The sequence below is a fragment of the Chryseobacterium phosphatilyticum genome, from assembly GCF_002899825.2.
GTDB lineage: Bacteria > Bacteroidota > Bacteroidia > Flavobacteriales > Weeksellaceae > Chryseobacterium > Chryseobacterium phosphatilyticum.
Map to the genome: position 1 here is coordinate 264,769 of NZ_PPED02000001.1, position 18,186 is coordinate 282,954.

Annotated in this window: 15 protein-coding genes; 10 read left to right on the forward strand and 5 right to left on the reverse strand. The window is 35.7% G+C overall.

Features of this window, described 5'->3' with window-relative positions; all coding sequences use genetic code 11:
* Nucleotides 1-17: 17 nt before the first annotated feature.
* Entirely contained in the window at nt 18-1,400 is a 1,383-nt protein-coding gene (locus C1631_RS01195; protein ID WP_109709884.1) for an MFS transporter, read from the reverse strand.
* Nucleotides 1,401-1,473: 73 nt separating this feature from the next.
* Here C1631_RS01195 and C1631_RS01200 point away from each other — a divergent pair, with 73 nt between their 5' ends.
* From C1631_RS01200 to C1631_RS01210, 3 genes are all read left to right on the forward strand, one after another.
* Nucleotides 1,474-2,322, forward strand: coding sequence for an AraC family transcriptional regulator (locus C1631_RS01200; RefSeq protein ID WP_103250087.1), 849 nt, complete (start codon nt 1,474-1,476; stop codon nt 2,320-2,322).
* A 153-nt stretch (nt 2,323-2,475) separates the two neighbouring features.
* Entirely contained in the window at nt 2,476-2,970 is a 495-nt protein-coding gene (locus C1631_RS01205; RefSeq protein ID WP_109709886.1) for a MarR family winged helix-turn-helix transcriptional regulator, read from the forward strand.
* The gene (locus C1631_RS01210; protein WP_109709888.1) at nt 2,967-3,731 is read left to right on the forward strand and encodes a hypothetical protein; all 765 of its coding nucleotides are present in this window, start codon (nt 2,967-2,969) and stop codon (nt 3,729-3,731) included. Before C1631_RS01205 ends, C1631_RS01210 begins: the two co-directional genes overlap by 4 nt.
* 86 nt (nt 3,732-3,817) lie before the next feature.
* On the opposite strand, the gene C1631_RS01215 is transcribed toward C1631_RS01210, so the two are convergent.
* The 4 genes from C1631_RS01215 to C1631_RS01230 all read right to left on the reverse strand — a co-directional run bounded on the left by C1631_RS01215 (nt 3,818) and on the right by C1631_RS01230 (nt 7,991).
* Complete coding sequence (locus C1631_RS01215) at nt 3,818-5,149, reverse strand: M60 family metallopeptidase (protein WP_109709890.1); 1,332 nt, start codon at nt 5,147-5,149, stop codon at nt 3,818-3,820.
* Between the two features lie 467 nt (nt 5,150-5,616).
* Nucleotides 5,617-6,381, reverse strand: a complete 765-nt coding sequence (locus C1631_RS01220; protein WP_123966552.1) for a hypothetical protein — start codon at nt 6,379-6,381, stop codon at nt 5,617-5,619.
* A 66-nt stretch (nt 6,382-6,447) separates the two neighbouring features.
* Nucleotides 6,448-7,038, reverse strand: coding sequence for an NAD(P)H-dependent oxidoreductase (locus C1631_RS01225; RefSeq protein WP_109709893.1), 591 nt, complete (start codon nt 7,036-7,038; stop codon nt 6,448-6,450).
* Complete coding sequence (locus C1631_RS01230; protein ID WP_109709895.1) at nt 7,035-7,991, reverse strand: alpha/beta hydrolase; 957 nt, start codon at nt 7,989-7,991, stop codon at nt 7,035-7,037. Before C1631_RS01230 ends, C1631_RS01225 begins: the two co-directional genes overlap by 4 nt.
* A gap of 82 nt (nt 7,992-8,073) precedes the next feature.
* Here C1631_RS01230 and C1631_RS01235 point away from each other — a divergent pair, with 82 nt between their 5' ends.
* From C1631_RS01235 to C1631_RS01265, 7 genes are all read left to right on the forward strand, one after another.
* Complete coding sequence (locus C1631_RS01235; protein ID WP_185144641.1) at nt 8,074-8,907, forward strand: AraC family transcriptional regulator; 834 nt, start codon at nt 8,074-8,076, stop codon at nt 8,905-8,907.
* A gap of 564 nt (nt 8,908-9,471) precedes the next feature.
* Entirely contained in the window at nt 9,472-11,460 is a 1,989-nt protein-coding gene (locus C1631_RS01240; RefSeq protein ID WP_109711408.1) for a type VI secretion system Vgr family protein, read from the forward strand.
* A gap of 10 nt (nt 11,461-11,470) precedes the next feature.
* The gene (locus tag C1631_RS01245; RefSeq protein ID WP_103249295.1) at nt 11,471-12,988 is read left to right on the forward strand and encodes a hypothetical protein; all 1,518 of its coding nucleotides are present in this window, start codon (nt 11,471-11,473) and stop codon (nt 12,986-12,988) included.
* A 57-nt stretch (nt 12,989-13,045) separates the two neighbouring features.
* Nucleotides 13,046-13,333, forward strand: coding sequence for a hypothetical protein (locus tag C1631_RS01250; protein WP_103249294.1), 288 nt, complete (start codon nt 13,046-13,048; stop codon nt 13,331-13,333).
* A 66-nt stretch (nt 13,334-13,399) separates the two neighbouring features.
* The gene (locus C1631_RS01255; RefSeq protein WP_109709896.1) at nt 13,400-14,374 is read left to right on the forward strand and encodes a hypothetical protein; all 975 of its coding nucleotides are present in this window, start codon (nt 13,400-13,402) and stop codon (nt 14,372-14,374) included.
* A gap of 29 nt (nt 14,375-14,403) precedes the next feature.
* Complete coding sequence (locus C1631_RS01260) at nt 14,404-14,877, forward strand: DUF4280 domain-containing protein (protein WP_103249292.1); 474 nt, start codon at nt 14,404-14,406, stop codon at nt 14,875-14,877.
* 9 nt (nt 14,878-14,886) lie between these two features.
* Nucleotides 14,887-18,162 (forward strand): hypothetical protein, encoded by a 3,276-nt coding sequence (locus C1631_RS01265; protein ID WP_109709898.1) that lies wholly within the window; start codon nt 14,887-14,889, stop codon nt 18,160-18,162.
* Nucleotides 18,163-18,186: the final 24 nt, after the last annotated feature.

An 18,186-nucleotide genomic window follows, 5' to 3' on the forward strand; every position in this document is an offset into this window, starting at 1 on the left:
TTGTAAAAAAAGATGAATCAATATTGTTCTGTGTACTTCTTTAATCTGACATTCGCGTATATCCCGATAATCTGAAAAACCCCAATCAATGAAATAGCTATGGCAAAGGCTTCAGAAAACTCTACCACCTTGATGATATTGAAAAATAAAGTACCAATTACTGCTCCTCCCGTTACACTCCCTACTTGTATTCCAATGCTAATTAAACCTGAGGCTTGTCCTGCCTTATTTTTAGAGACCAGGGAAATAGAGGTTTGCATCATCACCGGCATAATGGTACCATGTCCTAATCCAGCTATAAACAGGGTGATGTGGGTGATTAAGGATGGTTTTTGTTGAAAATAAAAGGCGGCCGCTGTAAATATAAATCCTGATATCAATAGTCCCAGTCCCAGATAAATCATTCTATGTGGAGCTAATTTCATTCTGGTTATCGTTAGAGGTCCCAGAAAAAAAGCAAGTCCATAGGGGATAATAGCCAGCCCTGTTTGCAGAGAATTCTGATGCAAAAACTCTTGCAGATAATAAGGATAACAAATAAATAAACCGGCTGTAAAATTATAAAAAAAGATAATCACCAGACTTAATGCAAATGATGTATTCTGCAATAAAGTAGGATCTACCAGTACGGGTTTGTCAATTTTTAGCAGGTACATTTCGTAAGTAAAAAAGGCTGTCAATAATGTAGCACCAGCCAGCATTATTCCAAATATCCACCATACCCATTCATATTTTTGTCCAAAAATAAGGGGACAGATCAACATAAGTAAAGCCAATATTAAGACTATAGAACCGATGAAATCGATTCCGGCTTTTTCGTCTTTATAACTGTTATCCATTGTAAAATGAATTCCCAGTATGCAGATGATGGTAACCGGTACATTAACCAGAAATACGAGTTCCCATGAAAACGTTACCCAATGCATGCTGAGAAGGACACCACCAAGAAGCTGACCGATCACCGAAGCAAGACCAAATACTGAACTGAAAAAACTTACTGCCTTAGGTTGCTCATTACTGCTGAATAAAATTTTTATTGAAGCCAAAACCTGAGGTGCAAGTAGAGACGCTCCCACACCCTGAAAGAGTCGTGAGATGATCAACCCTGTAATATCTGTGGAAAAGGCACAGGCAAGAGATGAAAACAAAAAAGTATATAATCCTAATATGAAAATTTTCTTTCGACCATACATATCACCAAGCCTGCCTCCGCAAACGACAAGGGCAGCATAGGTAAGTCCATAGATAGCGACGACCATCTGCAATTGATGATCACTGGCCTTAAATGCTTCTTTTATGGAAGGCAAAGCCATATTAACAATAAAATAATCTAAGGGCGAAAGGAACGCCCCTGCAATCAGAAAAGAGAGTGCCTGCCATCGTTTCGGGTATGTATTCATATTTTTTTTGCAAATGTAACCTCTTAATGTTATGTGAAAATTGTACTTTTGGAGGAAAAATAAGCACGTAAAAATGATAGGATTGCATTCAGAAGGAATTGAAGTAAACGAAATATTGCTGAAAGGGGAAGAGGTCAGTTTTAAAACACAGGCTTTTCTCTCTTTTGTGTATGTCGTAAAAGGTGCGGGAGCTTTTATGTACGATGAACGTTGTATCAGTTTTTCGGAAGGAAAGCTTTTTATTATTCCTCAGAAAGAATCCTATTGTTTTAAGAGTGAAAGTGCAAAACTGATTACCATACAATGTCCGATTGAGTTTATTGATAAAATACGCTTGGAGGCAGACCGCATTGAAAGCTGTGAAAATTTATATAAACTACAATACATCAGCAATAATTATCATACAAAAGCGGGCTGTGTATTCCGTAATAAAAGTGACGAGAGTTTTGCGGAAATCCTGATTTTACAAATTGCCCGGGAGTTTAAAAATAAAGTGGATGATTACCTTATTATACGTAATTGTATATCCATTCTTCTAAATCTTGTTGCCCGTAATATTATTAAAAGTGAAACCTCTGAACTGCAGGAAAACAGAAAAGCTTTTTCTATCATGAAAATCATTACGTACATCCAGCAACATATAAAAGACAGAGAAAAAACCGGTATTCGAACTATAGCAGACCATTTTGGCATTTCCGGGAATTACTTCGGGGAATACTTTAAGCAACAAACCGGAGTTTCCTATCAGGATTACTTATTAGATTACAGACTTAAACTGGTGGAAACTTATTTAAAATATAGCAGTACCCGTTTGAGTGAGATCGCATATGAACTTCAATTTAGCGATGAAAGCCATCTTTCCAGACTCTTTAAAAAGCACAGAGGTGTAACACCGGGAGAATTCAGGAAAACACAAAAATAATGTTTTAAAAGAGATGTAATACTGTATCCATTCTAATTTTGTTCATTTAGATACTAACATGAAATAGTTAGAATCAGTTATTATATAAAAAAAACATAGTCAACTATATAGTCGACTATGTTTTTTTATATATTTACATTTAAATATATTAAAATGGAATTCGATTTTATCAAAGATTTAGGATATAAGGCTTTGGATAGCAGGTTAAAACGAATCAGTGACCGGATGTCTCATGACGTGAGGAAATTCTATAAAGAGTTTGGTGTTGATGTTGAGCCTAATTGGTATTTGATTTTTATGATGCTGCAAAAGAATAAGGAAATCTCTATCACAGATATTGCTGAACCTTTAGGATATTCTCATCCTTCAGTAGTGGTAATTGTTAAAAAAATGACGGAGAAGGGCTATCTCAATATCAAAAAAGATGAAACAGATATGAGAAAACAAATGATTTCACTTTCTCCAAAAGCTATAGAAATGCTTCCTCAGCTGGAAAAGATCTGGGATAGTTGTGAGAGAGCTATATTAAAGCTATTATCAGAGGATTTAAGTCTTTTCCCTTACCTTGATAATATTGATCAGGAACTAAAAAATGATTCTTTCCATAACCGATTTAAACAAGAATATTTAAAATCAATCAACCCATGAAAATACTAATTCTTATTACTGCATTGCTATTCTCTAATCTTACGATTTCTGCCACTGAGACTAAGGTCATGATAAGAGCAAAAGCAAGAGATGCCAAATTTATCGGAACTTCCTTAGGGGGAGCTCATATTATTATCAGAAATAAATTGAATCAACGGATTCTGGCGGAAGGAAATACCTCCGGAAGTACCGGCAATACCGACTTGATTATGAAAACCCCAAAAGTAAGGGGAAATTCAATTGCTGATGATCATACAGGAGGATTTATGGCTGCCATAGATATAGATGAACCCACTTTTGTTACTGTTGAAGTGATTTCTCCCCTGAATAGTAAACAAGCCCAGGCAGTTGTCACTACAGAATTATGGCTGATTCCCGGTAAACATATTTTGGGAGAAGGAATTATTCTTGAAATTCCCGGATATATTATTGATATATTGAAACCCCGGACCCATCAGTATATTTCACTAAAAACGATTCAGGATAAACCATTTCAGTTTCAGGCAAATATTGTGATGATGTGTGGATGTGTGATTGAGAAGGGAGGAGTCTGGAATTCTGACGAAATTGAGGTTAAAGGGATTCTTAAAAGAGATGGAAAATTTGTTAAAAACATTGATATGTCATTAGTATCAACCAATTTATTTGAAGGGAGCTATTTACTTACTATTCCGGGAAATTATGAGCTGGTACTGTATGCTTATCATGAAAAAACAGGTAATACAGGAGTAGATAAAGTGAATTATGTTGTTTTTGAATAGGGAATACACTTTTACAAGACATTTTTTTGAAAACAAATAGCCGGAAGCGCTTCTTCCGGCTATTCTGTGAGATTGAGATTATTTAACTAAGGTTCTTTGTAAGTAGTAATGTCAGTAGGGGAATTCGGAAGGTTTAATGCATTGATTTCGTCGTAAATTGATTGATTAACCTTAAATCCGTATTTTTTAAAATAGGATGATAAATTAAAACCTGAGGCCTTGGATGCATATATCATCAGTACACGCATTTTTTGTTCATTATTTGTTGCGTTCGGCCTATCCTGGCGTATGAGCTTATGAAGATTAATGAAAAATCCTTCACCAAATGCCAGACGTAATTGTTCATAAAGAGCCAATCTTACTTCACCTGAAGTGGTTGAAGCGGTATAATCCCGGGAGCTTTTTTCAAAATACTTCTGAAGATCAGTCCAATTAGAGCCTGTCAACCATTTGTACCCTGGTTTCATAGTACGCATCACGGCCAAAGTATAAATATTGGGATTAACTTCATGAACAGCATCAAAATTCCAGTTATACATTTGATGATGGTGCCCCATTTCATGAAAAAGTCCCCATCCATTATTTTGTATAACATCAGGATCAAGTACCCTCTCAAATTGTGAACCAATTACCCTTATTTTCCCGTCCGATTCTGCATCCATATACCCTGAATTTCTTTCTATAATCATAACATTCCCCGTCCATGGAGTAGGAACATCCATATAGCCAATGGAATTTTCAATGTTTAATGCCAGATCTATACGTGATAATACCAAATCCTGGTTTTTATTTTCATATTTTTTTGCGATCTCCCGGGAACATACAATAAAGGATTTATGAGAGACTAGAATTGCATTGGGAGCAGAACTTGATGCCAGCATTTCTTTCCATTGTGCATTAGAATTTACTCCCAGAATGTAAAATGGAATAGTACTGTATCCTTCTTTGAAATCCACCTTCACAGAATTGTTTGCAGATGGATTGTCTGATGAAAATTTTAAATAAAGATCACCTCCATTGGGATTGATAATACTATTATTCCCTTCCTTCAATTGATGAATCGTTACAGCTTCTCTATCGTAACTGCCGATAATCAGAGTTGGTAGTGCATTTCCGGAAAGTATGGTAACATTAACTATTAATGTTGTATTGGCGTGGAGACGTAAGCCAACCGGATTTTGATCTGCGAAAGTAAGCGATAACATCGCTCTTTTTTTTTCTGATTCTGCACTTGCTGTTTCATTCAATATCCACTGAGTAGGGGTAATTCTGTTGATAGACCCCGAAAGTGTTCTGTTAAAAGCCGTAGTGGGCTGAATACCGATTTTATCATTTTCAACAAAATCGTCTGCTCTGTTACATGATAATATAATCTTAGATACTATTACCAATAGACAAAAAAAATAAATAAATTTCATAACGGATATTTAAGGATTGTGTTACTTAAGATGATGGTTGGCTTTCAATATTTAAATTTTAACCACATATTTTTGAATACTATTTTGAAGTCGAAGTAACGAAAAAAAGGATAAGCTTTTACTTTACTGAAAAGGCATTGTCAAAATGTAGTATATATGTCAGATATTTTTAGAATTTGATATAATAATCAGTATACATAATGTAGTTGTTTAAGTAACAATAATTATTATTATACATTTTATTGTATATTTTCCGTAGAGGTCAGAATGGCAAGGTGTTGAAAATCAATGCGGGGTGTTTATTAGAATTATTTGAAATTTTCAGATATTATAATAACAGTGATTGGTAATATTAGTTGAGATGAAAAAGTTTGGTAAGTGATCATCTTTAATTAAAGTAATCGTTTTTATATCAAAATTAAAAGGAGACTGTATAGCCTCCTTTAATAATTTTTACTGAGTATTAATTATTCCCAGGTAAATGTATAAGTATATTTTGTACCGTTTGAAAGTGAGTATTTAGCGGTTAAAGGATACCTGTCTTTATCATAAGTATAATCAACGGTATACCCCGTAGTTGATGAACCTGCAGAATCCTGGTTCGATACAGATATTATATTGTGCTCACGCTGGTAAATAAATGGAGCCAGTACTTTATCCCAGGGAATTGAATTGTCTCTCATCGTAGTTGTAACATTGGTTTTTGTTCCTGCTGCATTATGAACTTCAACTTTGTTACTTCCATTGTTGTCAAGATAAGTGACAATGGTTTTTGAAACTAGGCTTCCTGAGCCATCATAATATTCTACGCCGATAATGTTATTGAAAGGTTTGCCAGCATCATTCGTATAACGGGTTACTTGGGTCAGGACCTCCTGACCTGTTGAAGGATGTATAGAAAAAGATGATCTCTCAGAAATCAACTTCCCAGTGTAGGTATACGTTTGATAATTAAATAAAGTCCCTTTTGAATTATAAATATTTCTTCTGCTTTCAAGCCCATTGGTGTATTCTACCTTTGTAACATTAGATACAATGCCATTAGAATAGTTTTCTATTTCAGAAATAGACCCTGTAGTATTGTAGGTAAATTTATAAAACGGCTGATTGTCATGTTTTACTTCAATAATTTTCTTTTTTTTAATAGCAATAGGAATGGTTACCTCATCAGAATCAGATGTACATGAAAAGAATATACTCAAAGGTAAAGTGAATAATAATAGTTTTTTCAAGGTTATCATTTTTGCAAAGAAAAGATTTTTTTTTAAGTTTTTAAATATTAACCTTAAAAAGTGGAGTTATTCTTTATACATTGCGTCTGAAGAAGCTATTTCTCTTATTTTATGTAGCCATTTTATTCTTTCTTTTTCTTCCATTTCATAAAGAGGACCTATAAAATGCGTGTTGATGGAAGATACACCACAGTATTCCAGAATCCCTTTTTTCAGCTGAACAAGCCCGCTCGAGACATATTGTTCTCTATATACTTTTTCTGAGAGATCACCTGCCGTATTAATAATTCTTGCTGATCGTGCACTTAATAAGCCTTCACTGGTTCCTTTTTTATTACTTTTAAAGGCTATGCCGGGAAGAAAAGCCCTGTCGAAAAAACCTTTCATCACAGCAGGCATGCCCAGCCACCATATAGGATGTATCCATATCTGATGCTCGCTCCAATGAATGTCTTCCAGTGCTTTTAGTAAATCTGGTTCCAATTCCATTCTCTTTTGATAACCGAATTGTAAATTAGGATTAAAATCCAGCTCACCAATACCAATATACCGTACTTCTGCCCCGGAATCTATCGCTGAACTGATATAAGATTGTGCGATGACGTGATTAAAACTTTCTTTGTTTGGATGTCCGTTGATCACTACAATTTTTTTCATATAGCCTGAGTTAAAATGTTTTTAAAAAGTTCTGTTTGTTTTGTATAAAATGTTTCAGATAATAAGCAGGGAAAGAAATCGAATGCATGTACAGCTCCTTTAATTTCTATAAAATTGACGGAGATTCCTGCCTGTTGCAGCTTATCTGCATAAGCTTTTCCTTCATCTTTTAAAGGATCCAGTTCACACACAATGATGGTAGCCTCCGGAAGATTCCGGAAATTATTTTCCAATAAGGGAACAGCGTAGGGAAGAGATTGCGTTTTATGAATATCCAGATAATGTTTCCACATCCATTCTGCAGCTTTCTTTGTTTGCATAGGAGCATTGGCAAGTTCTTTCATAGATGGGGTTTCTAAAAGGTCACTCATTGGTGGATACATTAAATACTGATGTTTAATCTTGACTTCTTTTCTATCTCTGGATAAATGCGTTATTGATGCCGCGATCGTGGCTCCTGCACTGCTTCCGCCTATAAGTAGATGCCTGTTGTTTCCATCTATTAGAGAAGCATTTTCAGATAGCCAAAGCAACGTATCATAACCATCTTCCATAGCAGCCGGAAATGGATGTTCCGGTGCAAGCCTGTAATCTACTGAAACAATCAGCATTTCTGTATCTATTGCTAACCGAAAGAAGAAGAAATCATATTGTTCAGGTGTTCCGTAGATAAATGCTCCTCCATGAAAATATAGAAATACCGGCAGATTCTGCTTACCTTTTGGCCGATAGATCCTCAACCGGATATTTCTTGATGAATCTATAGAAGGAATGTATATATATTGTACTGAAAGTATTTCAGGTATAGGTATTGGCTGATCCTGCAAAGAAATTTTCATTTCTTCATTTCTGATTTGTGCAGGATTGTGGACAAGGAGATTTTCATAATCTATTGTATTAAATGGACTTTTTGTGATCGCTTTCCAAAGCTCTGCATCAATTTTGCTTTTCATACGTTTTAATTTAAAGCAAAAATAGACCTGAAAAAGAGGTGAGAACAGGTATATTTCAAGTCTCTTTAGGTATCTTTGCAGCATGGCGGCAGAAAATATATACCAGTCCCTTGAAGTATTTTACGAAAAATTAGATCAATGTCCTTTACGGGATCGGCAATTTAATTTTTTTGAACTGGTGTATGTGATTTCCGGGATTGGAGATCATACGGTGAATGGAAACAAGATTACCTATACGGCCGGAGATTTATTTTTGATTACCCCAAACGATTGTCACGAGTTTAATCTGGATGGTGTATGTGAATTTATGGTGGTTCGTTTTGGTGAAAATTACGTCAGGGAATACCAATGGAAAAGTATAGACCATATTGAGTGTCTTTTGTATTATGCCTCTCATCTTTCAGGCTCAGTACTTGTGAATAATGATGATAAGAAAATGGTGAGTCTACTCATTCAGAATCTGCAGCAGGCCATTAAATATGAATCAGTCTATAGTGAAGATCTTACCCGTCATCTGGTGAATGCTATCATTGTTATCGCAGCAAGGAATATTGCTGCTATCAAGCCGCAGAGTATTTCATCCAATGCAGACATCCGTATTCTTCAGATCCTAGACTATATTCAGGAAAATATACGGCAGCCTAAACTTCTGAAAGTAGAAACCATAGCCAAAGAGTTTGGATTATCCCCGACATATCTTGGAGCCTATTTCCGTAAACACTGTAATGAATCGATTCAGCAATATATATCTTCCTACAAAATCCGGTTGATTGAGCACCGCCTACGTTTTAGTGATAGGAGAGTACATGAAATTGCTGATGAATTTGGTTTTGCTGATGAAAGCCATATCAATAAGTTCTTCAAAAGACATAAAGGCAAAAGTCTGAAAGTTTACAAACTTACCATAAATAACTGAAACTCGTCTTTCTCAGCTTTATTTCTTAATATTTCCTTTGGTAGCCATTTGGCCGTTTCTTGTATTCTGGTGTTAGTTTGGTTTTGATGGTTTTAAATAATTTTACCAAAAGCTTCGATTTTTTTAAGTATCTGATATTATTTTCATTATTACAAAAATCGTAGAACTACTACAATTTTTCAAAAAATGACTATTTCATTTTGCAGGGACATTTTATGATGATATATTAGCCACTTAAAGTAAAGAAATGGCTAAAGGAATATGAGAATAAGCCATTGGAAATAATGTTGTTAAGGACTCAAGGGAATAACCCGATTGGTTCTTTATACTATTTGAATGCAAAACATTTCTTTAATGACAGATTATATCCGGGAGGTCAGTATGTAATTTGTCTGAATTGTTTGAAAAAATGATCTTACCTCTCCGGCCAGAACCGGAGAAAAAATAAACACATCAAAAAAAATTATTATCATGACTAATCAACCAAAGGAGAACTTATCTAAAAACAAAATAGATTCTAATCCAGCAGATACATTCAATACATCAGATTCTACTGCAAAGTTCATGGGAAAAACTTTGCATACCAATAATCCAACAGTAACAGATAATAAGGTCTGGTCCAAACAACCTACTTCCAAAATATTTAATGCACAGGGAATTCCTGAAAATGACGTCGCAGGAATAAATAGGGTTGTGAAGCTGGAGATTTTTGTAGAAGGGAGACCAATCAGATTTTTCAAGCATTTTAAACTTACACAAAGTGCCGTAAAACATCATGAATTTAACCTTGTCCTTGCTCATGATACCCTCGGAAGTGCAGAAAATCATAACCTGGAAGAAGCACAAAGTTTTTTGGGAAAAAGAATAACCGTTATTTTCAGATATAAAGATGTTGAAAGTAGCCCGGAAAGGAATTTTGTAGGAGTAATTACAGAAGTAGGATTCAGTCAGGAAAAGGGAAGCCTGGGGAATATTGTTCTCACAGGTTTCAGTCCCACAATCCTTTTGGATGCAGCTCCCCATATCCAAAGTTTTGGAGGAGCTCAACCGATAAGCCTGAACAGTATTGCCAGTGAAGTCATTAAAGAAGGGCTCGGGCAGGAGAAATTTGATTTTAGGGTTGATGCCCGTTATGGAAATGTCCCGTATAGTTCACAATATGAAGAGACCCACTATAATTATCTGGCACGGATGGCAGAATCTTATGGTGAACAATTCTTCTATGATGGGGAGATTCTTCATTTCGGAAAGCTTCCGCCACAGGAGAAACCGGTAAAGCTTGTTTATGGTAGCAGTCTGAGTGATGTTAAGATCAAAATGAAAGCTCAGCACGTCAATCCAACATTTTACGGATACAATAGCAGCCAACACGAAAAGTTGACTACCGGAGCATCTAAAGTGAGCCATACCTCAGATATAGCAAGAAGAGCATATGAGATCTCTGAAAACACTTTTAAAACACCATCATTAAGAATTGCCCCTATCAATGCCTCTACGTTTATGGATGTTGATTCATCACAGAAAGGAAGTACAGGAAGTAAGGCTGCACAGGTTTTCATTACCTCAGGATTTATGACCATCCCATTTTTGTATCCGGGATGTATTGTAGACCTTGAAATGCGTAAAACAGATACCAATGATACCGCTTACTTTACCAAACTGATGTTGACAGAAGTTATTCATGAGGTGGATGCCCGTGGCTATTACGATGGGTATTTTGAAGCGATCGCTGCAGATACAGGGTTTATTCCCCGTCCAGACTTCCATGTGCCCAAAGCAGAACCACAGGTGGCAACGGTTATTTCAAATACAGATCCACTGAATCAGGGACGTATACAGGTGCAGTTTGACTGGCAAAAAAGTAATACCACTCAGTTTATACGAATGATGAGCCCCGATGCAGGAGGTACAGATCAGATCACTCAGAACAGGGGATTTGTGGCAGTACCTGAGGTAGGTGACCAGGTCATGGTAGGTTTTGAATATCATCATCCTGATTTCCCTTTTGCAATGGGAGGAATGTTCCACGGTCAGGTAGGGCTGGGAGGTGGTATCGATAATCATATCAAATCAATCCAGACCCGAAGTGGCAATAAAATTATTTTTAATGATACAGAAGGAAGTATTTATATCGAAGATCCAAGTGGAAACTCCTATTTAATGGATGGTAAGGGGAATATTACGGTGACGGCTCCGAAAAATATGACTTTCAATGTAGGAGAAAATCTTACGGTGAATGTAGGACAAAATATGAGTACAACAGTGGGAGCAGATCAAAGTAATATAGTCGGCATGAATAAAACGGAAAGCGTGACGCTGAATTCTTCCCAAAGTATCGGAGCAATGAAGATGACTTCCGTGGTGGGGGATGCCAGTATGCTGATTACCGGTAAGCTTACGGAGATTATAGACGGAGATGTACATAGTGAAACAAAGAAAGAAAGAAATGAGGTAAGCAAAGGAAAAATAATTTCTCAAAGCGAAGGGACACACGAACATCATTCCGGGACACAGGTGAAAAATAATTCCTCTGAAAAAAGTAATAATTTCTAAGAACAATCTGATGAGCAGAACAAGAATTGTCAAAGGGAATATTACCAAAAAAACAGGTGGCAGTTATAAAGTATATTCCAAAGAAAGTATAGAGAATATTGGCTCTAAGGTTATTCAGATTGGCAAAGAAAAAGGCGTTATTTATGGAGAGCCTGAAATTCCGCCTACAGAAAACAATGAGGAGGTCATCACTTTTGAATCTGAACTTTATATGCATAATGATCAGGAGTTAAAAATTCCTTATCTGGATGAAACAAAAATTTTCAACTATAAAACTTCCAAGCCATTTATAGCCGGGATAAGAAGCATGTTTGGGGATGATATCCGGCATAAAGCTGTTAAAGGACTAAGGCAAGATCTCCTGAATAAGAGTTTACCGTATCCAAAGTATGAAGTCGACCGAAAATTATCCAATTACCATGGCGGTTATTATCATGAGGGAACAATCTATATCAATGAAAATTTAATTTTAGAGTCTGAAAAGGATCCGAAGAAGGCATGGTTACTTTTCAGGGTAGTGATGGAAGAAATCGGACATTATATTGATGATGTGTTAAGAAATAAATATGACACTATTGGTGGAGATGCACCAGACGATGAAGGTGTTCTTTTTACAGCAGATTTTATCCGGTTTAATGAGGCTTTGCTGAAAGACTTTGAATTTGCAAGTGTCAAAATACGTTCTAAGGATGGAAGTACCCGGGAATTTAAGCCAAAGGTATTATATGAAAACCCGAATATTGAGATGAAAGCCCGCGATTTATTATATATGCTGGAAAAAGAAGATGATCATGGAATTGTAACGATGAAGTCGGGTGAGAAAGTAACGGTCGAATTCTTTAAGATCAGGGGTGGTGGGGCTGTACATGAAGATATTACAAAACAGGCTGCTAAAGCTGCAGGCGTTGTTTATGATTACCGGCTGGATGAAGGCTGTGCCTGGCCGGATGTTCCTTGTGCTAATGAGGATTCTATAGAAACCTGTTATTATAATACATGGAGGGACCTTGAAAAAAAGGGAACAATGGCTTATGAATCTCATAACGGATCAAAACAGTTCTGGCACTCTATGGCTCCTTCAGGGAATAATACCAACCAACAGGTAATAGAGTTGATTGTAGACCAGGCAAAAAAATGGTTTAAAAAAGGCTTTGAAACACCTGGGGATGATGGGTTATTTCATATTGGAAAGATGTTGCATATGGTTCAGGATTCCTATTCATTATCTCATGTAGTACGGGATCAGAATAATCACATTATGCAGTTTCAGGGGTATGATGTTCAGGATTCTAGTAAACATGGAGAATCAGATAAGGATGGAGACTCAAAAGGAGCTAGAGACGCTATGCTTGCATCAGTTTGGATATTAACGTTTTACAAAGAAAGTAAAAAGCATGGTGGGAAGGTGGATATTTATTTCCCGGCTTTGGAAAATTATTTAAGAAATACAGTATATCCTTTAGTCAAAGGAAGAGCAGGGATAAAGGCAGGGGGAACTTTAGATCAGTTTAAAAAGAAAGCGGCATAAATATCACAAGATGTAAAAATAAGAACTAAATTAAGTTTTAAAATTTAAATGTAGATAATGAATAAATTACAAATATTTCCTGTTACAATAATAGTATTACAATTAATCAGTTTAGGTCATCTGTATTATACCTATAAATATGGCAGCACACAGATTCCCGCAGCATTTATTGAGCTTAATATTCTTGCTGTTCTCAATATTGTTGTGCTGATTCTGTCTTATTTCTTTTATTTTAATACCCCGGAGAAGCAGGGGCTGTGGTGGCTTCCGATAACTATTTCAGTTCTTATCATTGTTTTTACACTGATTTGCTATATCATTATGGGGATTGATAAATATAAATAGAACCTGTTTACTGGCGTTATGAGATGTCAATGATTTACTTCAGGAAAGTTAATCAGTACAATTAGAATGAAAGACACTACAACAAAAGAGTATAAAAAGGTTAAAATAGAAGGAATTCTAAGCCTTACAGAGTTTTCCGGGGAATATGGCATGACTCCGGAAGAAGTGGTGGTATTTCATAATAAGCATTGTAGTATTCAGGAAATATTGACATTGTCGCTACCCAAATATGTTGAATATGTGTATATACCCTCTGATAAATTTGAAATCAGAGAACATAAATTACTGAAAAGCGCAACACTGGATCTTCCCACCCATCTTAGTGAAAAGATATATGGAGTGATCATCAGATTTTTACCTAAAGACCTTCAGATCCATTATAAGATAAAAGTAAAAAGAACTCCAACTTATGTTGAACTGACTAAGGAAAAAACATATGTAAACAATCAGGGAATTGATAAGATTATAGAACAACTGTTTGAAAAGGCAGAACAGGTCTTGTACCCGTTGCAGATTTTGGTTAAGAACAATGGTGGACTTGATGCAATTGTCAATCATGAGCAAATATCCCATCGTTGGAAAACAGATTGCTTTCCCAAATTGAAAGAATATTATCAGTCTGAAACTACAGATCAGATTTTAGAACAAATGGATCAGGCTTATACAGATCTGAATCTGAAAAAAGATCTGCTTGACAGGAATCTGTTTTATAAGTTTTTCTTCCTGCCTGTTTACAAGGGATATCCCCGGTTTCTGAAAAAAGATCTTTTGGAGGTCTGTTTTTCAGGATTATCACAGCAGATAGGATATGAGGCAGAATTTGCATTGAGCAGGGAATATACAAGAGGTAACAAAATAGCATTAAAAATAACGGGAACAGAAGAAGATAATCCCTTTAATAGAAATAAAGCTAAAGGACAGGTGAACTTCCTGTATAAGTTTCATAGAGAAACAAGAGAAATATTTTCAATCACCGGTTATTGTTCAACTTTTGAAAAAGGAATTGAATACAAAATCGATTTTCAGTTGTATGAGCAATAAAAAATAAGAACCCAAAAACACAATATACCATGAGTGAAAAACATTTAGTTTGCCAGGGAGCGACCTGCCAATGTAAATTCGGAACAACTCCTGATAAACTTACCGTAAAAACGCAAAGCAAACGCTACATCAATGAGAAGGATGGAAGCAAAAAACTGCTGGCTACCCATATAGATATCGGACCTACCTTTGAGAAGAATACTTTCGGATCATGCAAAAAAATGAATAATAACCCTTGCCAGGCAGTCGTTACCCAATGGAGCGGTTATTATGAGAAGATCATGCTGGAGGATAATAATGGAAAAGCTCTTTTGGAAGACAGCAAAGCTACTTGTCCTGTCGGAGGTCCGGATTGTATCACTATTATCAATCATGGGCAGACTGCTGAAGCCTCTGCACAGAATGTGAAGAATGCAGATAAAGAGGTTTTGGCTGAATTATTACCGTTTGTTAACCCTAATAAGTATATCCGGAAAACTGATATGCTAAACGTTAAAAACTAATGTAATCCTATGGAAATTAATAAAACCAAATTAACAGCAATTATTCTCCCTCCAGGAAATACAAATTTTAATGAACAATATCGGGCACTGACTATTCAGGAGGGACAGAAATTTACGGTGAGTGTCAAGGAATATGAAGAGGAAAAGAAGAAAATATTAGATAGAATAGACCTTCTCAATAAGGAAAAAGAAAAAATTGAATCTGATTTAAAAATTGAATCTGACCGCTTGCTGAATGAAGCTAAAAAACGCCATAATGAAGGAGGAAAATGGCTGAAGATGGAGAAACATAATGGGCAGGAGGCAACTCATGTTCAGGTAAGCCTGGACGAGAATATCAGAATTGCAAGAGAAAAAGCAGATAGAATAAAAAAGCCGAAAGATTCGGAATTAAAAAAACAACAGACTGCACTGGATGCACTAGAGAAGACCTGTAAGTCCATTGTTTGGGCCTGGCATCTTGCGAGATCAAGAAGTAGTAAGCCAAATGGAAGAAATGAAACGTTAGACCCAGGGGCAGTGCAACCTAACATGACTCTAGACAGGCATATTTATGGAGGAGGATTTGTATGGATTGAACCTTTCTGGGAAAAAGGGAAGCCTACCGGAAGCCCTCAAAATGGGATTTATATACATACAGATTCTGTCAACCCAAAAGTGAATATTGCGGAATGGTATGGTTTTGATAGTACTGGATTTCCTAAAAAAATTAATGCACCCATCCAGCCGGGAAGTAAAGTTGAATTACATGTCTATACAGAAAGAATGTATGGACAGAATATAGGGATCGAATTGAAGATAAACGGAGAAATCTTAAAAGCCAATACCTATAGCCGGAACAATAAGTCTGATAATAGTTCAACAGCAAAACAAGAGGTCACTGAATCTGAAAATTTATTTCAAACTGAGGTAGAAATTTATGATTATTCAGACAGTAATAGTATTAAACCGCCGCCGGGAGCAATTACTGGAGTTTTAGTGGATAATATGGGTAATGATAAAGATGGAAAGACGGAAAAAACAGAAAATGTTCAGAAAGCAGTCCTTACTTTATATATTGATCCTATATGGTGTATAGGAAGAAATGGATTGATTAATATAATCCCTACAGTGGTTTTTAAAGATAAAAGATTTGATTTAAACCAATTTCCTTTATATATACTCTCAAACGCATCTCCTAATATTACAATTCCTGAGTCTGGAAATAAACCCGTTTTTGTAGATAATGTAGAAACCAATTTTGAAGCTTTCCATCATTGTAGATATGATATTGTTAAAGGGTCATATACTAAACTGGATGAAAGAGAAAATAATGAACCTCTGGAAATTACAATTTTCAATTCTAAAACAGATGCAGGAAAAAATGATCTTTTTATGCCTGTTATTGCCGGAAATAAACAAGCCAGAAGAAATGTTAAGATTACTGTAGATTCAAATACTACAGAATGCACTTACGCAGGTGACAAGATAAAAGATCATACGAGTAAGGTGTTTGATCTGTCTCAGATACAGCAGGCAATAGTCGTTGAAAAAAGTACCAGAGTTGATGAACAGTTGGTCTTTAGCAGAAATGAATTCAAAATTGAAATTCTCAGTGCTAACTTTGGAAAAGAAGAAGAAGGTCATGGTGACACGAATGATGATAATGAGATCAATGCTTCACATACTACAGGGAAAGGTGGTGTTAAAGGACTAATTGGAATGAGTAGGTCAAGTAAATCCACAATATTTAAGGATGAACGGAAGATTGGAAGATATCCCAATTCAGACAGAGAAATAGTATTAGATATTGGATTTGAATATGGAAATGGCTCAGCGGCTTCATTATTAAAATATATTTGGCCAACAAGAAAGACTGCCTTACAAAACTATCCTGTATTACTTCATACCTGTGCTTATCCTCAAAAAACACTTAATATTGGAGTTTATCCTGATATCAAATGGATATTACAATTTGCGTATGATTGTGATCCTGAGAAATTTCAGGAAATGAGAGGAGAAGCATACGATAAATATCTGGTAAGAAAAGAAAAATTAGCAGATAAATATAAACCTGAAAAAATTGATGAAAGGATAGCTAAAATTGATGGAGACTTAGAAAATGCCAAAGCTAATTTGCAAGCGGCAAAGAAAAAAGAAGATAAAACAAAAGCAAGAAAACTGATTGCCAAACTGGAACAGAAAAAAAATAAGCAGCAGGCACAAACCAGGAAGTATAATAAAGAAAGTACAAAATCAAAACAGCAGTATCGAAAAGACCGTCCGGATCTGTTTAGTTTTAAAGATAATATAAGTTCAGGATTGTCAGACCTGGTTCTATCTCTGAATGTAGAATATGATCGTCCGGGTGAAGCTGTAGAAATTTCCGCCAGCTATCAGAGATATGTAGATATTGTAAAACAGCTTATTGATATTAAAAATACAGTTGAATTAATTCTAGATGGTAAGAAAAAGTCAAAGAAGAAATTAGATAAGAAATATAAAGAGATCAACGAAAAAGCTGCTGCTGAAAATTTGGCTAAGTTGGGTGATGCATTAAAAGGAAGACCTTTGCTCTCTATTGATGTTATTCCTCCATCATTAGCAATTTTGGGTTCTTGGTATGCTGAAAATCCAAAAGAAAAAAATATAGATCAGGTTGGTATTGTGGGAGAAATTCAGGTGATGGCAGAACCTCTTATAGGGGGAGAATTGACCTTCGATTTTTTAGCTTTGGCACAAAAAGCACATCCGGTTGCAAGAGGAATTATTACTCTTGTTGATATGGGGGCAGCTATTGGTATAGCTCCTGAAATAACTCTCGATCTGGTTGCCAGCGGACAATTGGAAATTGAAGGAAAGCTAAGATACAATAGTGCAAGTAAAACATCAAATCTTAATCAGGAGTCTCTTTCTAAAGATTCTGAAGATGATAGTCCATTAACGGTAAAAGGCGTATTTTCGTTAGAATTAACAGCCGGGATAAAATATAAGACCAAGAGACAATCATTCTTATTCGGATCAATTACATTTTATGCTGAAGCGACCCTTTCTGTTAAAACAGGATTTACATTGTCAGGAGCAATAAAAGCTGATGATAAAGGGTTTTATCTGGATCCTCTTTTAACATTCCATGGAATAACAGTAAAAGGTTCGTTGGAAATGGGTTATATTGCTGAGAATTATGATGGAGGTGAATATTCATCAGGAAAAACATCTGCGGAGTTTGAATTGGTTCTGATGCATGAGTATGAAGGAAGTTTTGAAAATTCTAAGGGAGAGAAAATCCAATTTTATTTAACATAGTTATGAAAAATTTAATATTTATTT